Source organism: Pseudenemella bisphenolivorans (genome assembly GCF_051133435.1).
Taxonomy (GTDB): Bacteria; Actinomycetota; Actinomycetes; order Propionibacteriales; family Propionibacteriaceae; genus JAAYAO01.
Map to the genome: position 1 here is coordinate 206,509 of NZ_JBPGNY010000004.1, position 18,225 is coordinate 224,733.

The 18,225-nt window shown below is 68.4% G+C and carries 15 protein-coding genes; 4 read left to right on the plus strand and 11 right to left on the minus strand.

What is annotated here, in order from left to right:
* Window positions 1-5: 5 nt before the first annotated feature.
* Together cimA and ACR4XW_RS11090 are read right to left on the minus strand one after the other, a co-directional pair.
* Window positions 6-1,625: a citramalate synthase gene (cimA, locus tag ACR4XW_RS11085; protein WP_434760620.1), complete on the minus strand. Its 1,620-nt coding sequence runs from the start codon at window positions 1,623-1,625 to the stop codon at window positions 6-8.
* A 227-nt stretch (window positions 1,626-1,852) separates the two neighbouring features.
* Window positions 1,853-2,950, minus strand: coding sequence for a branched-chain amino acid aminotransferase (locus ACR4XW_RS11090; protein WP_434760621.1), 1,098 nt, complete (start codon window positions 2,948-2,950; stop codon window positions 1,853-1,855).
* A 123-nt stretch (window positions 2,951-3,073) separates the two neighbouring features.
* On the opposite strand from ACR4XW_RS11090, the gene ACR4XW_RS11095 reads away from it, so the two are divergent.
* The gene (locus ACR4XW_RS11095) at window positions 3,074-4,141 is read left to right on the plus strand and encodes a 3-isopropylmalate dehydrogenase (protein WP_434760622.1); all 1,068 of its coding nucleotides are present in this window, start codon (window positions 3,074-3,076) and stop codon (window positions 4,139-4,141) included.
* Window positions 4,142-4,409: 268 nt separating this feature from the next.
* Here ACR4XW_RS11095 and ACR4XW_RS11100 read toward each other — a convergent pair whose 3' ends face one another.
* On the minus strand, window positions 4,410-4,559 hold the full coding sequence (locus tag ACR4XW_RS11100; protein ID WP_434760623.1) for a hypothetical protein: 150 nt from the start codon (window positions 4,557-4,559) through the stop codon (window positions 4,410-4,412).
* Between the two features lie 154 nt (window positions 4,560-4,713).
* Here ACR4XW_RS11100 and ACR4XW_RS11105 point away from each other — a divergent pair, with 154 nt between their 5' ends.
* From ACR4XW_RS11105 to ACR4XW_RS11115, 3 genes are all read left to right on the plus strand, one after another.
* Window positions 4,714-5,277 carry an O-methyltransferase gene (locus ACR4XW_RS11105; protein WP_434760624.1) on the plus strand — a complete coding sequence of 188 codons (564 nt, stop codon included), beginning with the start codon at window positions 4,714-4,716 and terminating at the stop codon, window positions 5,275-5,277.
* A 123-nt stretch (window positions 5,278-5,400) separates the two neighbouring features.
* Window positions 5,401-5,952: a hypothetical protein gene (locus tag ACR4XW_RS11110; RefSeq protein WP_434760625.1), complete on the plus strand. Its 552-nt coding sequence runs from the start codon at window positions 5,401-5,403 to the stop codon at window positions 5,950-5,952.
* A gap of 4 nt (window positions 5,953-5,956) precedes the next feature.
* Window positions 5,957-6,679: an alpha/beta fold hydrolase gene (locus ACR4XW_RS11115; protein ID WP_434760626.1), complete on the plus strand. Its 723-nt coding sequence runs from the start codon at window positions 5,957-5,959 to the stop codon at window positions 6,677-6,679.
* Window positions 6,680-6,737: 58 nt separating this feature from the next.
* Here the strand turns inward: ACR4XW_RS11115 and ilvC are convergent, their stop codons facing one another.
* The 8 genes from ilvC to ACR4XW_RS11155 all read right to left on the minus strand — a co-directional run bounded on the left by ilvC (window position 6,738) and on the right by ACR4XW_RS11155 (window position 18,224).
* Window positions 6,738-7,757 carry a ketol-acid reductoisomerase gene (gene ilvC, locus ACR4XW_RS11120; protein WP_434760843.1) on the minus strand — a complete coding sequence of 340 codons (1,020 nt, stop codon included), beginning with the start codon at window positions 7,755-7,757 and terminating at the stop codon, window positions 6,738-6,740.
* A gap of 44 nt (window positions 7,758-7,801) precedes the next feature.
* Entirely contained in the window at window positions 7,802-8,347 is a 546-nt protein-coding gene (gene ilvN, locus ACR4XW_RS11125; RefSeq protein WP_434760627.1) for an acetolactate synthase small subunit, read from the minus strand.
* On the minus strand, window positions 8,347-10,101 hold the full coding sequence (locus ACR4XW_RS11130) for an acetolactate synthase large subunit (RefSeq protein WP_434760628.1): 1,755 nt from the start codon (window positions 10,099-10,101) through the stop codon (window positions 8,347-8,349). The genes ilvN and ACR4XW_RS11130 overlap by 1 nt, the downstream gene beginning before the upstream one ends.
* Before the next feature lie 213 nt (window positions 10,102-10,314).
* Entirely contained in the window at window positions 10,315-12,009 is a 1,695-nt protein-coding gene (gene ilvD / locus ACR4XW_RS11135; RefSeq protein ID WP_434760629.1) for a dihydroxy-acid dehydratase, read from the minus strand.
* A complete protein-coding gene (locus ACR4XW_RS11140) occupies window positions 11,990-13,282 on the minus strand; it encodes a glycosyltransferase 87 family protein (protein WP_434760630.1) in 1,293 nt (430 codons plus the stop codon). The genes ilvD and ACR4XW_RS11140 overlap by 20 nt, the downstream gene beginning before the upstream one ends.
* On the minus strand, window positions 13,279-14,046 hold the full coding sequence (gene hisF / locus ACR4XW_RS11145) for an imidazole glycerol phosphate synthase subunit HisF (protein ID WP_434760631.1): 768 nt from the start codon (window positions 14,044-14,046) through the stop codon (window positions 13,279-13,281). Before hisF ends, ACR4XW_RS11140 begins: the two co-directional genes overlap by 4 nt.
* A gap of 42 nt (window positions 14,047-14,088) precedes the next feature.
* Complete coding sequence (locus tag ACR4XW_RS11150; protein ID WP_434760632.1) at window positions 14,089-15,276, minus strand: MFS transporter; 1,188 nt, start codon at window positions 15,274-15,276, stop codon at window positions 14,089-14,091.
* 119 nt (window positions 15,277-15,395) lie between these two features.
* A complete protein-coding gene (locus tag ACR4XW_RS11155; protein ID WP_434760844.1) occupies window positions 15,396-18,224 on the minus strand; it encodes a DEAD/DEAH box helicase in 2,829 nt (942 codons plus the stop codon).
* Between the last annotated feature and the right edge of the window lies 1 nt (window position 18,225).

Here is an 18,225-nt window from a genome sequence, read left to right on the forward strand (position 1 = left end):
AGTTTTCAGCTCAGCGCGGCCTCGACGGTCGGCACCGGTTCGACCGGGGTCAGGGCGTGCAGCAGGCCGTAGCGGTAGGCGTCGGTGAGGGCCTCCCAGGAGGCCTCGATCACGTCGGTACCGACCCCGACGGTGGTCCACTGCCGCTCACCGTCGGAGGTGTCGATCAACACCCGCACCACCGCGTCGGTGCCGCGGCCCTGATCCAGGATGCGCACCCGGTAGTCGGTCAACCGGTAATCGGCCACCACCGGGTAGACCGGGGTGAGTGCCCGGCGCAGGGCGTGGTCCAGGGCGTTCACCGGGCCGTTGCCGTCACCGACCTCGTACTGCTGTTGATCGTCGGCGACCAGCTTCACGGTGGCCTCGGCAATGCTGTTGCCGTTGGTGTCACCGGTGCTGCCGGTGCGCCACTGGATGACGGTGAAGGGGTCGTTGGTGAGCGCGCCGAGTTCGTCGCGCAGCAACAGTTCGAAGCTCGCATCGGCGGCCTCGTAGGTGTAGCCCTCGGCCTCGCGCTGTTTGACCCGGTCCATCACCCGTCCGGCCAGTTCCATGTCCGACAGGTCGAAGCCCATCTGCTCGCCCTTGATCTGGATGCTGGCGCGTCCGGCCATGTCGGAGACCAGGATCCGCATGTCATTGCCGACCAGGGCCGGGTCGATGTGTTGGTACAGGTTCGGGTCGACCTTGATCGCGCTGGCGTGCAGGCCGGCCTTGTGGGCGAAGGCCGAGACCCCGACGTAGGGCTGGCGCGGCCCGGCACCGACATTGGTGACCTCGGCGATCGCGTGGCTGAGGCGGGTGTATTCGGCCATCGACTCGGGGCTGACCAGGTCCCAGCCGAACTTGAGTTGCAGGTTGGCGGCCACGGTGAGCAGGTCGGCATTGCCGGTTCGCTCACCGTAGCCGTTCACCGTTCCCTGCACATGCATCGCTCCGGCCTCCACCGCGGCGATGGAGTTCGCCACCGCGCAGCCGGAGTCGTTGTGGCAGTGAATCCCGAGATTCACCCCGATCTCGCCGGCAGCGCTGACCACCTCACCCATCCAACTGGGCAACATGCCGCCGTTGGTGTCACACAACACCACCACCGACGCGCCGGCTTCGGCGGCGGTGTGCACCACCTCGAGGGAATAACCGGGGTTGGCCCGATATCCGTCGAAGAAGTGCTCGCAGTCCAGGATCACCTCGCGTCCCTCGGCGACCAGGAACCGGACGGTGTCACGCACCATGTCCAGATTCTCGGTCAGCGAGGTGCGCAGGGCGTGCTGTACGTGGGCATCGTGGCTTTTGGCCACCAGGGTGACGACCGATGTTCCGGCGTCGAGCAGCCCCCGTACCTGCGGATCGTCCTCAACCTTCTTGTCCGCCTTGCGGGTGGCCCCGAAGGCCACCAGCTGGGCGTTACGCAGGTTGAGTTCCTTCGCCGCTCGGGCGAAGAAAGTGGTGTCGTTCGGGTTGGCCCCCGGCCAGCCGCCCTCGATGTGGGTCATCCCCAGGTCGTCCAGGTACCCGGCAATCCGCAGCTTGTCGGCGACGGTCAGGCGCAGGCCTTCCTGCTGCGATCCATCACGCAGCGTGGTGTCGTACAGGTGCATCTGTTCGGGTGCCACAGGCAACATCGTGAACTCTTCCGGTTGGGGGTATCGGCAACGAAAAAACCTCCCGTCGGGGACGAGAGGTCAGCGCGCCGATATCTGGTCGGCGCGCTAGCGAATAATCTCCACAGCGTGCATGAAAACCATCGTGCCCCGACCGACCGCCATTTGGCTACCCCGTCTCACTGTTCAAACAAAAAATACCTACGCGACCGTAACCGTGGTGGCGACGGTCGCGTGGGTGGTCGGGATCAGCCGGCGCGACGCAGCCAGCCGTGCACGTCCTCGGCCCGGCCGAACTGGATGTCCAGGATCTGCTGGCGCAATTCGCCGGTCAGCCGGCCCGGCCCGCCGTCACCGATCGTCCAGGTACCGGTTTCGTCGGCGAGCGACTTGATCGGGGTGATCACCGCGGCGGTGCCACAGGCGAAGCCCTCGACGATGGTGCCGGCGGCGATACCCTCGAGGATCTCGACCAGGGGCAACTGACGTTCCACGGCGGTCAGCCCGTGGTCTTCGGCCAGTTGCAGCAGCGACGAGCGGGTGACCCCTTCCAGGATCGTGCCGGTCAGCGGTGGGGTGAGCAGTTCGCCGTCGGAGGTCACGAAGAAGACGTTCATGCCGCCGAGTTCTTCGATGTAGGCGTGCTCGGCGGCGTCCAGGAACAACACCTGCGAGCAACCCCGTTGACCGGCCTCGGTCTGGGCCAGCAGGCTGGCGGCATAGTTGCCGCCGCACTTGGCGTCACCGGTACCACCCGGGCCAGACCGGGCGTAGGTGCGGCTGATCCAGATCGACACCGGCTCCAGGCCGGAGGCGAAGTAGGAGCCGGCCGGGCTGGCCAGACAGAGATAGGTCACCCGCTGGGCGGCCCGCACCCCGAGGAAGACCTCGTCGGCGAACATGAACGGCCGCAGGTAGAGCGACTCCTCTCCCCCCTCACCGCTGGGTTCGGGAACCCAGTCGCGGTCGGCCTCGATGAGTTGCTCCAGGCTGGTGATGAAGTCGTCCACCGACATTTCGGGCAGCGACAACCGGTGCGCCGACTGGGCGAAGCGGGCGGCATTGATCTCCGGACGGAACAACCAGACCGAACCGTCGGCGTGACGGTAGGCCTTGAGGCCCTCGAAGATCTCCTGTCCGTAGTGCAGGACGGCCGTGGCCGGGTGCATCTTCACCGGCTCCAGCCCTACGACGGCCCCGTCATGCCACCCGTCGGCAACCGTCCAGGTTGCCCGGGCCATGTGGTCGGTGAAGTACTGCCCGAACCCGGGGTCGGCCAGCATCTTCGCCCGATCCTCGGCAGTCACCGGCGTAGCGGTGGGGATCACGTCGAAGTGCAAACTCATGCGCGCAGATTAGCGTGCCGACACCTCGTCGCGGCAGTCGAACACCCTGCGAACGTCGGTGTCGGCCGCCGCATTGGTGAGATCGGATCCCGGTAGCGGTCGGTGCTGACTACAGTCGGCCGGGTGAGCACTGATACTTCTGCCAACGAACGCAAGACCCTCGCCATCATCGGTGGCGACGGCATCGGCCCCGAGGTGGTCGCCGAGGGCCTCAAGGTTCTCGATGCGGTCGCCCCGAACGCTTTCGAGCTGGTGCATTACGACCTGGGCGCCGAGCGCTGGTTGCGCACCGGCGAGCTGTTGCCGGAGTCGGTCACCGACGAACTCGCCAAGGCCGACGCGATCGTGCTGGGCGCGGTCGGCGCCGCCCCCGGTGACACCCGGGTGCCGTCGGGCATCCTGGAGCGCGGGTTGTTGCTGAAGCTGCGGTTCCTGTTCGACCACCACGTCAACCTGCGCCCGGGCAAGTTGTTCCCCGGGGTGCCCACCCCGCTCGCCCCGCACGTCACCGAGGGCAAGAACATCGACTTCGTGGTGGTGCGTGAGGGCACCGAGGGCCTGTACGCCGGCAACGGTGGCGTGCTGCGCGCCGGAACCGAGCACGAGGTGGCCACCGAGGTCAGCGTGAACACCGCCTTCGGTGTCGAGCGGGTGGTGCGTGATGCCTTCGAGCGGGCCACCCGCCGCCGCAACCACCTCACCCTGGTGCACAAACACAATGTGTTGGTGAACGCCGGTGGCCTGTGGCGCCGGATCTTCGAGGCCGTCGCCGAGGAGTACCCGCAGGTCGAGACCGACTACCTGCACATCGACGCGGCGACGATCTTCTTCGCCACCAACCCCGACCGCTTCGACGTGATCGTCACCGACAACCTGTTCGGCGACATCATCACGGACCTGGCTGCCGCGGTCACCGGTGGCATCGGCCTGGCCGCCTCGGGCAATATCAACCCCTCGGGTGCCTTCCCGTCGATGTTCGAGCCGGTACACGGCTCGGCGCCCGATATCGCCGGTCAGCAGAAGGCCGACCCGACCGCGGCGATCCTGTCGATGGGCCTGCTGCTGGACCACCTGGGCCGCAGCGAGGATGCCGAGCGGATCAACACCGTGGTCGAGGAAGACCTCGCCCGGCGTCAAGGCGAGCGTCGTACCGGCGAGATCGGCGACGCGATTGCCTCCGCGCTGAGCTGACCACCTGGCTGACAGCACCACCTGCGGCCCCCGCATCCGGCTTCCTCGGGAACCGGATGCGGGGGCCGTTGCCGTTGGGCGTGGCTGAAAACGCACCCTTACGGGGGGCATCCGGCACGAAACGGCCGATTCGGGCCGGTTCGGGTGCGTTTGTATCCACGAGAGGCACCAAAGACGGGGGCACCAAAAAACCCGCCCCGGAGGGCGGGCTCGGTGGTACTGCGCTCAGTCGGCCTTGTTCAGGCGGCGTTGTTTCGGGCGGCGCAGTTCAGGCAGCATCGTGGGCCACCGCGGCGGCCTTGGCCCGGCGCAGCGACGGCGGGGTCAGGTCGCGCGGCTTGCGGGCGCGACGCTTCGGCGCGATGGCCTCGCGCTCGGCGATGCGTTCGATCCACACTCGCGGGTACATGTCGTACATGGCGCCTTCCGAATTACTAGGATGTCCTAACGAAATAGTAGGGCGCCCGAGTAAATAGTGATACGGGCTGTCCCAGCATCTGAGCCACCCACCTGCTCGGGCCGACCTGTGGACAAGCGCTCGAACGGCACGCCCGGCTGCCAGACTGACCGCCATGACCACCCCGCTGGACACGCCCGAGATCGTCACCCGGGCACTGAAGCACTCGCTGAAACAGGGCTACCTGCAGGTCACCCGCAGTGAGACCGGGCGACTGTTGGCGACCCTGGCCGCGGCCAGCGCCGGCACCATCGCCGAGTGCGGATCCGGTTGCGGGGTGGGTGCGGCGTGGTTGCGCACCGGCGCTCCGGACAGCACCAAGGTGGTCACCGCCGAGGAGAACCCCGACCTGGCCCAGGGCGTGCAGGAACTCTTCGCCGACGACGCGATCGACGTGATCAATGCCGACTGGGCGAGACTGGGCACCCACGGCCCCTTCTCGCTGGTGTTCATGGACGGCGAGATCGCCGCCGAGGTCGGCATCGACGATGTGCTGGCCCTGGTCGACCGGGGCGGCATCATCGTGCTGGACGACTTCGTGCCGGCCGGGTCCTGGCCGCCGATGGTGGACGGCCGGGTCGACACCCTGCGACAGGCCTGGCTGGGCGATGACCGCCTGACCAGTACCGAGGTGCGGGTGGCCGACGACGCGGCCGTACTCATCTGCGTGCGCAGTTGACCTTCGGACGCTCCCGGCGTTGACGCCGGTGGACGGGGGCAGCCAATATCCACCCGGAGGATGACCCCACCGGCTACCGGTGAACGATGTCGACTCTTCCTGCGGCATGGCATTCTTGAGGCCATGGCCACCACGACCACTCACAGCAAGCAGCGCGCCCGACGCAAGCTGCGCGAAGTGCTGATCGGACTCACCCTGATGATCCTGATCACCGGGGCCGCGTTGTGGTTCGTGCTGTCCAAGGCCGGGGAATGGGGTGTGCCGGGCTTCACCTACACCAATGAATACGGCAGCACCTGTGAGAACGGGTTCGTCACCAACACCTGCACCGAACTGACCCGCGAGGAACTCGGCGCCCGGTTGGAGGTGCCCTTCCCCGAGCAGACCGAAGTGCTCGAAAGCACGCTGGAGGAGGGTTCCAACACCACCTTGCGGGCCAAGATCCGGTTCCCCCAGGCCGATGCCGGCAAGTTCCAGGCCGCCCTGGCCGAGAAGTACGGTCACTGCCGCAACGACCTCCCTCCCCCGGCAATGGCCGAGGGTATGCAGAAGCCCTGCGTGATGGGCAACGATCGGTTCGCTTCCGAGTCGATGAGCATCCGGTATGTCCTGGTGCTCGGGGTTCGGGAGGGTGAGCAGGATCCCGTCCTGGGGATGGATTTCCTGTGGCGCTGACCCGATGAGCGCCCCTCCCGAGTTCTACCCGGCCCTGGTGCTGCTGCCCGGCACCCGTTGGGCTGCCTCCCAATGGGACGCCTACCACGCACTGTTGCCCGGCGTCCGCATCATCACCCCCGATCTGCCCGGCCATGGCCGGCGCGCCGGGGAGCCCTTCACCGGCGAGGCCGCCCTGGCGGTGATCTCCGAGGCGGTGGCCGAAGCCGGCCCGCGGCCGGTACTGGCCGGACACAGCCTGGGTGGCTACCTGGCGATGGCTTGGGCCGCCCGACACCCGCACGCGTTGTCGGGGCTGGTGCCGATCAGTGCGACCGGTGACCCGGGCAGCCGCCTCGCGTGGACCTACCGGGCCTTCGAACGATTCAGCACCGGTGCCGACCCCGAACGGTTGGCCCTGTGGACGAGCCGGTTGATGCGGTGGCTCGGCGCCCGCGGGCCGCTCCCGGACAGTACCGGCTATGCCGCCCTGCCGGCCGCCTGGCAGTACGTACTCGACGAGGTCGGCCCCGAAACGCTGCGTGCGGTGACCTGCCCGGTGGTGCTGGTCAACGGTCGGTTCGATCAGATGCGGGCCCATGTCGGCCGGTTCGCCGCCGCGGCCCATGACGTGCAGGTGGTGACCGTGCCCGGAGCCACCCACCTGCTTCCCAACACCCACCCGGGCACGATGGCCATGATCCTGCGTGCCGCGCTCGATTCGGCCGCGGAACAACCGGCCCGGTAATACACCGAGGGCGGCACCTCCACCCGGGAGATGCCGCCCTCGACTCAGGTCAGCGCGCTCAGCGAGCCGCGGTGCCCTCGACGTAGTCGTCGTCGTGGCCCTTGACCCAGGCCATCAGCCCGCGCAACTGGCGGCCGGTCTCCTCGATCGGGTGCTGTTCACCCTGCTTGCGCAGCTCGAGGAACTCCGGACGGCCGGCGTCCTGGTCGTCGACGAAGCGCTTGGCGAAGGCACCGGAGGTGATGTCGTCCAGAATGGCCTTCATCTCGGTCTTCACCGCATCGTTGACCACCCGGGGGCCGGAAACGTAGTCGCCGTACTCGGCGGTGTCCGAGACGCTCCAGCGCTGCTTGGCGATGCCGCCCTCGTACATCAGGTCGACGATCAGCTTCAGCTCGTGCAGGCACTCGAAGTAGGCGACCTCGGGCTGGTATCCGGCCTCGGTGAGGGTTTCGAAGCCGGCCATCACCAGGGCGCTCATGCCGCCGCAGAGCACGGCCTGCTCACCGAACAGGTCGGTCTCGGTCTCTTCGGGGAAGGTGGTCTTGATGCCACCGGCGCGCAGGCCACCGATCGCCTTGGCGTACGACAGGGCCAACGGCCAGGCGTTGCCGCTGGCGTCCTTCTCCACCGCGACCAGCACCGGGACGCCACGGCCCTCGGCGTACTCACGACGCACCAGGTGGCCGGGGCCCTTCGGGGCGACCATGGCCACATCGACGCCCTCGGGCGGGGTGATGTAGCCGAAGCGGATGTTGAAGCCGTGGGCGAAGAACAGCGCATCGCCGGGCACCAGGTTCGGCTCGATCTCTTCCTTGTACAGCTTGCGCTGGTGCTGGTCGGGAACCAGCACCATGATCAGGTCGGCTTCCTCACAGGCCTCCGCCGGGGTGACGACCCGCAGGCCCTCGGCCTCGGCCTTGGCTCGCGAGGAGCTGCCCTCTTGCAGGCCGACGCGCACGTCGACACCGGAATCGCGCAGCGACAGGGCATGGGCGTGCCCCTGGCTGCCGTAGCCGATGATGGCCACATTGCGACCCTGGATGATCGACAGGTCTGCGTCGTCGTCGTAAAACATCTGTGCTGCCACGGCGGGTAACTCCTTGTTGTTGTGGTGGCGGTTCAACGGCTCGAGCGGGAGCGCTCGCGTCCTGGGCGGTCCGTGAGCGAGCGCGAGCCGCGCCCCAGCGCGACCAGGCCCGACTGGACGAGTTCTCGAACACCATACGGTTCGAGCATGGTCAGCAGCGCATCCAGTTTGGATTCGCTGCCGGTGGCCTCGATGGTCATCGAGTCGGGGGTGACATCGACGGCCTTGGCCCGGAACAGTTCGACGATCTCGGTGAGCTGTCCGCGGGTGCTCTGATCGGCGCGCACCTTGACCAGGATCAGTTCTCGGCGCACGGCGTGGGATTCCAACTCGACGATCTTGAGCACGTCGAGCAGCTTGTTGAGCTGCTTGGTCAACTGCTCCAGCACCCCGTCGTCGACATCGGCGACCAGGGTGATCCGGGAGATGCCCCGGTGTTCGGTGGGCCCGACGGCCAGGGACCTGATGTTGAATCCTCGCCGCGAGAACAGTGCGGCTACCCGGGTCAGGACGCCCGGCTTGTCGTTCACCAGCACGCTCAGGGTGCGCTCGTTGGAGGTGGCTCGCAGGGTCGTCATCACAGGGTCTCCTCGTCTGTCCAGTCCGGTGCGAGGTCACGCGCGACTTGGATCGCGTCGTTGCTGGTGCCGGCCGGCACCATCGGGAACACCATGGCGTCCTTCGACACCCGGAACTCGACCACGACCGGCCGGTCGTTGATCGCCATCGCCTCGGCCAGCACCCGGTCGACGTCCTCGGGGGTGGTGGCGCGCAGGCCGACACAGCCCATCGCCTCAGCCAGTTTCGGCACATCGGGCCACGAGGTGGAGCGCAGATCGGTGTTGGAGTAACGCTGGTCGTAGAACAGGGTCTGCCACTGACGCACCATGCCCAGGGACTCGTTGTTGATCACCGCGATCTTGACCGGGATGCCCTCCAGGGCGCAGGTGACCAGTTCCTGGTTGGTCATCTGGAAGCAGCCGTCACCATCGATGCCCCAGACCACGGTGTCGGGCTGGGCGACCTTGGCACCCATCGCCGCGGGAACGCAGTAGCCCATCGTGCCGGCGCCACCGGAGTTCAGCCAGGTGGCCGGGGTCTCGAAGGGCAGCAGGTGGGCGGCCCACATCTGGTGCTGGCCGACACCGGCGGCGTAGATCGCGTCGGGTCCGGCGACCTCACCGAGTCGGCGGATCACATAGGACGGCGACAGCAGCCCCTCCTCGCTGAGCGGTTCACCCCGGTCGGTCGGGTACCGCTCCTGCAGGGTGTCCAGATAGGTGATCCAGGCCGTCGGCGGGTTCACCTCCTGACCGCGCAGCACCTCGGTGAGTTCGTTGAGCACTTCGGCCAGGTCACCGACGATCGGCACATCGGCGAGCCGGTTCTTCGAGATCTCGGCCGGGTCGATGTCGGCGTGGACGATCTTGGCGTCGGGGGCGAAGCTGTCGAGCTGGCCGGTGACCCGGTCGTCGAAGCGGGCGCCGAGCGAGATCAGCAGGTCGGAGCGCTGCAGGGCGCCGACCGCGGCGACGGTGCCGTGCATGCCCGGCATTCCGTAGTTCAGCGGGTGGGAGTCGGGGATCGCGCCGCGGGCCATCAAGGTGGTGACCACCGGGATGCCGGTCAGGTCGACCAACTCGCGCAGTTTGTCCCAGGCCCGGGCCTTGATCACGCCACCGCCGACGTACAGCACCGGACGGATCGCCTCACCGATCAGGCGGGCGGCTTCGCGGATCTGCTTCAGATGCGGACGGGTGACCGGGTTGTAGCCGGGCAGGTTCAGCTTCTTGGGCCATTCGAAGGGGACGCTGGACTGCAGCGCATCCTTGGTGATGTCGACCAGCACCGGGCCGGGACGCCCCGTGGCGGCGATGTGGAAGGCCTCCTTGATCGCACCGGGGATGTCCTCGGCACGCTTGATCAGGAAGTTGTGCTTGGTGATCGGCATCGTGATGCCGGAGATGTCGGCTTCCTGGAAGGCGTCGGTACCGATCGAGGAGCTGCCGACCTGGCCGGTGATCGCCACGATCGGGACGGAGTCCATGTAGGCGTCCATGATCGGGGTGACCAGGTTGGTGGCGCCGGGGCCGGAGGTGGCCATGCACACCCCGACCTTGCCGGTGGCCATCGCATAGCCTTCGGCGGCGTGGCCGGCGCCCTGCTCGTGGCGCACCAGGATGTGGCGCACCTCGGAGTCGTAGAGCGGATCGTAGGCCGGAAGGACCGCGCCACCGGGAATGCCGAATACGACCTCAACGCCCAACTTCTCCAAGGACGTGACCAGGGCCTGGGCCCCCGTCATGGTCGTCGACGCGTCGGTGTCGCTCATCGCCATTCCTCCTGTTGTGTGTGGCGGTGTTACACGGCTTGCCGCTGAAACGAAAAACCCCCGCTGCCGGCGGCAGGCGAGGGAGCGTGTCGGTGAGTTTTCGACTCAGGCGACACGCTGTGTGATTACTACGACGCTGCGGAACACCTGCTCACCTTCTCTCCCCCACCCCGGGCGTGTCAACCGGACCGCCCGGGGTATCGGATCGCGAGATCATGCGTCGAGAATCGCTCCCTTGCTGGCCGAGCCGACCAGAGCGGCGTACTTCTTCAGCACCCCTCGGGTGGCCCGTTCCGGCGGGGCCGGCTTGGTCCATTCGGCACGGCGACGTTCCAGTTCGGCCTCGTCCACGCCCAGGTCGAGGGTGCCCTCGGAGACGTTCAGGGTGATCGGGTCCCCATCGCGCACCAGGGCGATCGGGCCACCCTCGGTGGCCTCTGGGGCGATGTGGCCGACACACAGACCGGTGGTGCCACCGGAGAATCGTCCGTCGGTGATCAGCATGACGTCCTTGCCCAGTCCGGCGCCCTTGATCGCGCCGGTGATCGCGAGCATCTCGCGCATCCCGGGTCCACCGCGGGGGCCCTCGTAGCGGATCACCACGACATCACCCGAGGTGATCGTCCCGTCCTCCAGGGCGTCCATCGCGGCGCGTTCGCCGTCGAAGACCCGGGCGGTGCCCTCGTAGACGGCCTTCTCGAAACCGGCCGACTTGACCACCGCGCCGTCGGGGGCGAGCGAGCCGCTCAGGATGGTGAGCCCACCGGTGGGGTGCAGCGGTGCGCTGAGGGCGCGCAGGACGTCGCCGTCGAGATCCTTCGGGGCGAGGTCCTGCAGGTTCTCGCCCATGGTGCGTCCGGTGACGGTCATCGCGTCGGGGTCGATGAAGCCGGCCTCCAACAGGGCGCGCATCACCACCGGGATACCGCCGACCTTGTCGACGTCGGTCATCACGTAGCGGCCGAAGGGCTTCACATCGGCCAGGTGCGGCACCTTGCGGCCGATCCGCTCGAAGTCGCCCAGGGTCAGGTCGACCTCGGCCTCGTGGGCGATCGCGAGCAGGTGCAGTACCGCGTTGGTGGAGCCGCCGAGCGACATCAGCAGGGCGATGGCGTTCTCGAAGGCGGTCTTGGTGAGGATCTGCCGGGCGGTGATGCCCTGCTTCAGCATGGTCACCACGGCCTCACCGCTGCGTCGGGCGAAGCCGTCGCGGCGGCTGTCGACCGCGGGCGGGGCGGCCGAGCCGGGCAGGGACAGGCCGAGAGCTTCGGCGATCGAGGCCATCGTGTTGGCGGTGTACATGCCACCGCAGGCGCCCTCACCGGGGCAGATATTGCGCTCGATCTCCTTCACCTCGGCCTCCGACATCAGGCCGCGGGCGCAGGCGCCGACCGCTTCGAAGGCGTCGATGATGGTGACATTGCGGCCGTCGACCGAGCCGGGCATGGTCGAGCCGGCGTAGAGGAAGACCGAGGCCAGATCGAGTCGGGCGGCGGCCATCAGCATGCCGGGCAGCGACTTGTCACAGCCGGCCAGCAGCACCGCACCGTCCAGACGTTCGGCGCTCATCACGACCTCGACCGAGTCGGCGATCACCTCGCGCGACACCAGCGAGTAGTGCATGCCCTCGTGGCCCATCGAGATGCCGTCGGAGACCGAGATGGTGCCGAACTCCAGCGGGTAGCCACCACCGGCGTGGACGCCGTTCTTCGCGGCCTTGGCAAGCCGGTCCAGGCTCAGGTTGCAGGGCGTGATCTCGTTCCAACTGGACGCTACGCCGATCTGCGGTTTGGCGAAGTCGTCGTCGCCCATCCCGACCGCCCGCAGCATGCCGCGCGCGGCACTGGCTTCGAGGCCGTCGGTGACGGCGCGGGAGCGGGGCTTGATATCAGGATTCTGCTCGGCCATGGGGCAAATCTAACCCCCGGGCCCGGGTTGCCGGGACGCGGCGTCGCTCGCGGACAGCGAACCCGGCCAGGGCCAGCACGAACAGGGTGCCGAGCAGCGGCCCGAGGTTCGCGACCAGGTCTTGGGCGAAGGTGTAGGTACCGGCGGCGTTGTGGCGGTAGGGCAGCACCGCCAGTGGGGCCTGCACCGCGATCCACAGTGCCCAGGCACCGCCGGCGGCCCGGATCCACAGCGGCAGCGCACTGCCGAGGGCCAGGGCGGCACCGAAGGGCAGCACCCAGACGTAATGGTGGGTCCACGACAGTGGGCTGACCAGGCAGGTGACCAGACCGGCCAGGCCGATCGCGAACCCGGCCTGGCCGCGCAGCCACCAGTGCCGGGCGGCGTAGAGGCCGGCGACCGCCACGATCCCGGCGATGATCACGCCGGTGATGGTCCAGACCGACATCGGCAACCAGCGGGTGACCATGCCGCTGATCGCCTGGTTGCCGACGTACATCGCCCCGGAGGTTTCGGCCGGCAGGTCGTTGCGCCAAAAGCGCATGCTCTGGCCGGGTTGCAGGGCGAAGCCGATGCCGGTGCAGAACAGGAATCCGGCGAAGGCCCACCAGGCCACGGCCATCCGGCGGCTGAAGAAGGCCAGCACCGCCAGATAGGCGGGGGTCAGTTTGATCGCGGTGGCCAGGCCGATCAGCAGGCCGCGAGGCCGCAGCCAGCGCGGTACCGAGCCGGGTGGGTCGGGCAGCAGCGCGAACACCACGAAGGCCATCAGGAAGGTGTTCACCTGGCCGTAGCCCAGGGTGGTGCGGATCGGTTCGACCGCCACCACGATCAGCAGCCCGACCAGGGCCAGCCGCCAACCGCGTGGCACGCCGACCCGGCGCAGCACCGATTGTTGGGCGACGACCAGCCCGAAGGTCCACAGCACCTGCCACATCGCATACGGCCCGAAGGCCACCGGGAGCATCAGCAGCAGGGCGATCGGTGGGTAGATGTAGTACAGGCCCCAGAAGGGGGTGCGGGTGGCGTAGAAGTCCTTGCCGGCCAACAGGTCTTGGGCGGCCAGCCGGTAGACCTCCAGGTCGGTGGTGGCCGGGTTCCACGGGTCGGTGGTGCCGCCGGAGATGATCCAGGGCAGCAACAGGCAGGCCAGGATCGTGGCCGGCAGTACTTCGAGGGTCCACAGGCCCAGGCGCACCGGCAGGCTGCGGGTACCGGACTGTGCGTTCGAGCCGGGGCTCGGGCCGGACTCCTCGGTCATCTGGTCACTCATGCGGAGCGAACCGGGTGGCCGGCGGCCCGCAACCCGTCCTTGACCTGCTCGATGCTCAGGGTGCCGTAGTGGAACACGCTGGCGGCCAGTACCGCGTCGGCACCGGCTTCGACGGCCTCGACGAAGTGCTGGACGGTACCGGCCCCACCGGAGGCGATCAGCGGCACATTGACCGCGGCCCGGACGTCACGGAGCATCTCCAGGTCGAAACCGTTGGTGGTGCCGTCGGCGTCCATCGAGTTCAACAGAATCTCCCCGACCCCGAGTTCGGCCGCCCGGCGGGCCCATTCGACCGCGTCCACCCCGGCCGAGGTGGTGCCACCGTGGGTGGTGACGCCATACCCCGAGGGCATCGATTCCTCGCGGCGGGCGTCCACCGACAGCACCAGTACCTGGCTGCCGAAGCGTTGGGTGATCTCGCTGATCAGTTCCGGACGGCGCAGCGCCGCGGTGTTCACCCCGACCTTGTCGGCGCCGCAGCGCAACAGCGCGTCCACGTCCTCGACGCTGCTCACTCCCCCGCCCACGGTCAACGGAATGAAGACCGTCTCGGCGGTGCGGCTGACCATGTCGCGGGTCGTGGCCCGGCCGTCCTTGGAGGCCGAGATGTCCAGGAAGGTGAGTTCGTCGGCCCCCGCGGCACCGTAGGCCGCAGCCAGTTCGACCGGATCACCGGCGTCGCGCAGGTTGGTGAAGTTGACTCCCTTGACCACGCGTCCGTCGTGGACGTCGAGGCAGGGAATCACCCGGACAGCAAGAGTCATGGGCATCACTGTAGTCGGCACCGGGCATCGGACGGGCCACGATCACCCGGCGGTGCCCGTTGGTCCGGCAGCGCCGGCGCGGCCGGGCAACGCCCGGGAGAACAGCACCGCCAGCACCCCGGCCAGCACGATCACCAGCAGACCGGCCCGCAGGCTCCACAGGTCGGCGACCATCCCGATCACCGGTGGGGCAACCATCGAGGCGAAACGCAGCAACCAACTGACCATGGTCAGGCCCCGACCGGGAGGCAGTCCGGGGATCAGGTCGGCCTCCCGGTAGGCCGCCGGCACCAGGGAGGCAACTCCGAAGCCGGCCAGCCCGAACCCGATGATGCTCGCCGGAACCGTGGCCACCCCCAGCACCAACACACCGCCGGCCAGCACCAGCGCGCCCCCGGCCCGGGCCACGGCGCGGTCACCGAAACGGTCCACCGCCCGGTCGGCCACCAAGCGGCCGACGAACTGCATCCCGGCCCCGGCCACGAAGCCCATCCCGGCCAGACCCGGAGCCGCACCGAGCCAGTCGGCCAGCCAGATCGTGCTCCAGGCCGCCGAGACGTCCTCGATCAACAGCGAGGCACCGGCCACCAGCCCGAGGGCCACCACCAACCGCATCGTGCCGCCCCTACCCGGCCGCTCGCGTCCGCCGGCACCGGCCTCCTCGGGCTTGGTGTCGGCCCCGGCGAGCATGAACCGCAGCGCCCAGAACATCGCCACCGCGACGAGCACGGTCGCCGCCACCAGATGCACCGGCAGCGGAATCGCGAACCCGGCCGCGGCCGCACCGAACAGCCCACCGGTCACCGCCCCGGCACTCCAGGAAGCGTGCAGGGAGTTCAGGATCGCCCGGCCCATCGCCCGTTCCACCCGCAGCCCGTGGGCGTTCTGGGCGACATCGGCGATCGCATCGCAGGCCCCGACCAGAAACAACATCGCGGCCAACAACACGCCGTGGCCGGCGATCCCGGCACCCAACACGGCGGCACTGAGCAGCACCATCCCGATGGTGGCCACCCGGGCGGAGGTGAAGCGGGCCACCAGATGCCCCGCGGCCAGTCCGGCGACGATCGACCCGATCGGCAGAAAAGCGATCGCGGTACCGAAGCCGGTGTTGGTCAGTTCCAGGGCGGCCTTGATCTCGGGGTAGCGCGGCACCAGGTTCGCGATCGCGAAACCATTGGTGAAGAAGGTGGCGGCCACCGCCCACCGGGCGCGTCGAAGCTGCGACAAACTCGTCCTCGCTTGGGAGACATTCTCGTGCGGCTCGACCTTAGCCGCGCTGTGTTCTCGGTCGCTCGGTCATGGCCGAGCTGTGGATTTGGGCGCTCGACCGTGGCCGAGCTGTGTATTCAGGCGCCGGGGTCCTGTTCCAGGTCGACGATGCCGCGTCGCATCGCATGTACCGCTTCGCGGGCGGTGCGGCGCAGGTCGCCGGGGCCGGCGGCATCGGCGACCTGGTCGGCGAAGTCGATCACCTGCCGCACCCACCGGACGAAGTCGCCGGCGGTCATCTTCGATTCCACCAGCACCTGGGCCAGGGATTCACCGGCGGCCCAGGCGAACACCGTGGCGGCGAAGCCGATGTCGAGATCTCGGCCGCGTTCGATCCGGGCATCACGTTCCAGCAGGTCGATCCGGTGCCGGATCCGGCGCAGATCGTCGACCACCCGGTTGGTTTCCCGGTCGGGCATGCGGGCATAGCGGTCACCGTCGTCGCGGCGGGATTCGAAGATCAGCGTCGACAACACCGCAGCCAGTTGCGGGTGGCTCAGGCCGTCGAAGATCCCGTCCCGGATCGCCTCGGCGGCGACCAGGTCGAGTTCGGCATAGATCCGCGACAGCAGCCGGCCGGCATCGGTGACCACGAGTTCCTGCTCGGTCTCGCCCTCGGCCAGGTAGCCGAGCGATTGCAGCACCAGGCAGATCCGATCGAACTGAGCCGCGATCGTGCTGGTGCGCCGTTTCACCTTCTGTTCGATGGCGGCGTTCTCCGACTCCAGGCGCAGCACCTTCTCGGCCCGGCGGGCATGGGCCTCCCGGTCGGGGCAGGTGTGGCACGGGTGGCTGGCCAGTTCGGCGCGCAGTTCGGCAATCCGCTGCCGGGTCTCCTCGTCCATCTCACCGGCCCGACGACGAATCGGCTTGGCGGTGTCCAGATCCTTGAGCTTGGCGTCGAAGGCCGCGGCCATCGCCCGGCGACTGGTGCGCTCGCGGGGGTTGAACCGCTTCGGCACCTTCATCCGGCCCAGGATCACCGGCGCGGTCGGGAAGTCGGCCGGGGACAGCCGGCGGATGTGATGGGCGGCGGTGAGCACCTGGGGTCGGGGGCCCTCGCGGTTGTCGGCGGAGGTGTCGACCACCAGCGCCCAGCCGGCGTGTTTGCCCGACGGCACCCCGATGATGTCGCCGACCTGCAGGCCGGCGAGGGTGTCCAGGGCCACCGCGCGGGAGTCACTGCGGCGGGCCCGGGCCGCCTCGGTCTCGGCCTCGGAGATCGCTTCGCGCAACCGGGCGTAGCTCATGAAGTCGCCACGGTCGCATTCCAGGGCGGCCAGATGATCGCCGATCGCCTGCTGATTGCGGGCCACCTGCCGGGCCAGGCCGACCACCGAACCGTCGGTCTGGAACTGGGCGAAGGACTGTTCCAACAGGGTGCGGGCCTGGTCGCGGCCCACCCGGCCGACCATGTTGACCGCCATGTTGTAGGTCGGTGCGAAGGACGAGCGCAGCGGGTAGGTACGCCGGGAAGCCAGTCCGGCCACCGCCCGCGGGTCGAGGCCCGGCTGCCACAGCACCACCGCGTGCCCCTCGACGTCGATCCCGCGCCGACCGGCGCGTCCGGTGAGTTGGGTGTATTCACCGGGGGTGATGTCGGCGTGGGTTTCGCCGTTGAACTTGACCAGCTTCTCCAACACCACGCTGCGGGCCGGCATGTTGATGCCCAGGGCGAGGGTTTCGGTGGCGAAGACCACCTTGATCAGGCCGGAGACGAAGCATTCCTCGACCAATTCCTTGAAGGCGGGCAGCAGCCCGGCGTGGTGCGAGGCGACCCCACGCAGCAGGGCGTCCAGGAAGTCGTCCCAGCGCAGGGCGCGCAGGTCGGCCTCCGACAGCCCGGTGATGTGCTTGTCGACGATCTGCAGGATCGCCAGTTCTTCCTCGGCGGTGGTCAACCGCACCCGGGCGGTCTGCAACTGCCGTACCGCGGCGTCACAGCCGGCGCGGGAGAAGATGAACACGATGGCCGGCAGCAGGTTGGCCCGGTCCAGGGCCTCGACCATTTCCGGACGGGTCGGCACGGTGCGGCGGCGCTGTTGGCTGCGGTCCTGGTGCCGGCCGTGGGCGGCTCCCCCGTAGGCGCCCGACCCATAGCCGGATTTCTTGCCCCGACCTTTGCGGCCCCTGGGCCGGCGGGAATCGTCGCGGACGGTGCGGGATTCGGTTTTGGCGACGTTGACCAGTTGCGGGTTCACCGACCAGCGGGTGGGGGCCGAGGCATCGTCGTCCACCACCGCGGTCGGGGCGATCTCGGCGAACAGGTCGTACAGTTTGCGGCCCACCATCACGTGCTGGTACAGCGGGACGGGCCGCTTCTCCGAAACCACGATCTGCATATCGCCGCGTACCTCGCCGAGCCATTCCCCGAACTCCTCGGCATTGCTGACCGTGGCCGACAGGCAGATCATCTGCACCGACTCGGGCAGTCCGATGATCACTTCCTCCCAGACCGCGCCGCGGAACCGGTCGGCGAGGTAGTGCACCTCGTCCATCACCACGAAGCCCAGGTTGTTCAGGGTCGGTGAGGAGGCGTAGATCATATTGCGCAGCACCTCGGTGGTCATCACCACCACCGAGGCCTCGGAGTTGATCGAGGTGTCGCCGGTGAGCAGGCCGACGTGTTCGGCGCCGTGACGCTCGACCAGGTCGTGGTACTTCTGGTTCGACAGGGCCTTGATCGGGGTGGTGTAGAAGGCCTTGCGTCCCCGGCTCAGGGCCAGGTGCACCGCGAACTCCCCCACGATCGTTTTGCCGGCACCGGTTGGGGCGGCCACCAGCACCCCGGAGCCGTCCTCGACGTACTGGCAGGCTTCGACCTGGTACTCGTCGAACTCGAACGAGTAGCCGTGCCCGAAATCGGTCAGTTCGGGGTAGCGGTTGCGCCGGCGGGCAGCCGCCATC

Bases quoted from the DNA above. Each gene is read 5' to 3' on its own strand.
- cimA (WP_434760620.1), bottom strand. From the start codon at position 1,625: ATGTTGCCTGTGGCACCCGAACAGATGCACCTGTACGACACCACGCTG.
- ACR4XW_RS11105 (WP_434760624.1), top strand. From the start codon at position 4,714: ATGACCACCCCGCTGGACACGCCCGAGATCGTCACCCGGGCACTGAAG.
- ACR4XW_RS11110 (WP_434760625.1), top strand. From the start codon at position 5,401: ATGGCCACCACGACCACTCACAGCAAGCAGCGCGCCCGACGCAAGCTG.
- ACR4XW_RS11130 (WP_434760628.1), bottom strand. From the start codon at position 10,101: ATGAGCGACACCGACGCGTCGACGACCATGACGGGGGCCCAGGCCCTG.
- ACR4XW_RS11140 (WP_434760630.1), bottom strand. From the start codon at position 13,282: ATGAGTGACCAGATGACCGAGGAGTCCGGCCCGAGCCCCGGCTCGAAC.
- ilvD (WP_434760629.1), bottom strand. From the start codon at position 12,009: ATGGCCGAGCAGAATCCTGATATCAAGCCCCGCTCCCGCGCCGTCACC.
- ilvC (WP_434760843.1), bottom strand. From the start codon at position 7,757: ATGTTTTACGACGACGACGCAGACCTGTCGATCATCCAGGGTCGCAAT.
- hisF (WP_434760631.1), bottom strand. From the start codon at position 14,046: ATGACTCTTGCTGTCCGGGTGATTCCCTGCCTCGACGTCCACGACGGA.
- ACR4XW_RS11155 (WP_434760844.1), bottom strand. From the start codon at position 18,224: ATGGCGGCTGCCCGCCGGCGCAACCGCTACCCCGAACTGACCGATTTC.
- ACR4XW_RS11090 (WP_434760621.1), bottom strand. From the start codon at position 2,950: ATGAGTTTGCACTTCGACGTGATCCCCACCGCTACGCCGGTGACTGCC.
- ACR4XW_RS11115 (WP_434760626.1), top strand. From the start codon at position 5,957: ATGAGCGCCCCTCCCGAGTTCTACCCGGCCCTGGTGCTGCTGCCCGGC.
- ACR4XW_RS11100 (WP_434760623.1), bottom strand. From the start codon at position 4,559: ATGTACGACATGTACCCGCGAGTGTGGATCGAACGCATCGCCGAGCGC.
- ilvN (WP_434760627.1), bottom strand. From the start codon at position 8,347: ATGACGACCCTGCGAGCCACCTCCAACGAGCGCACCCTGAGCGTGCTG.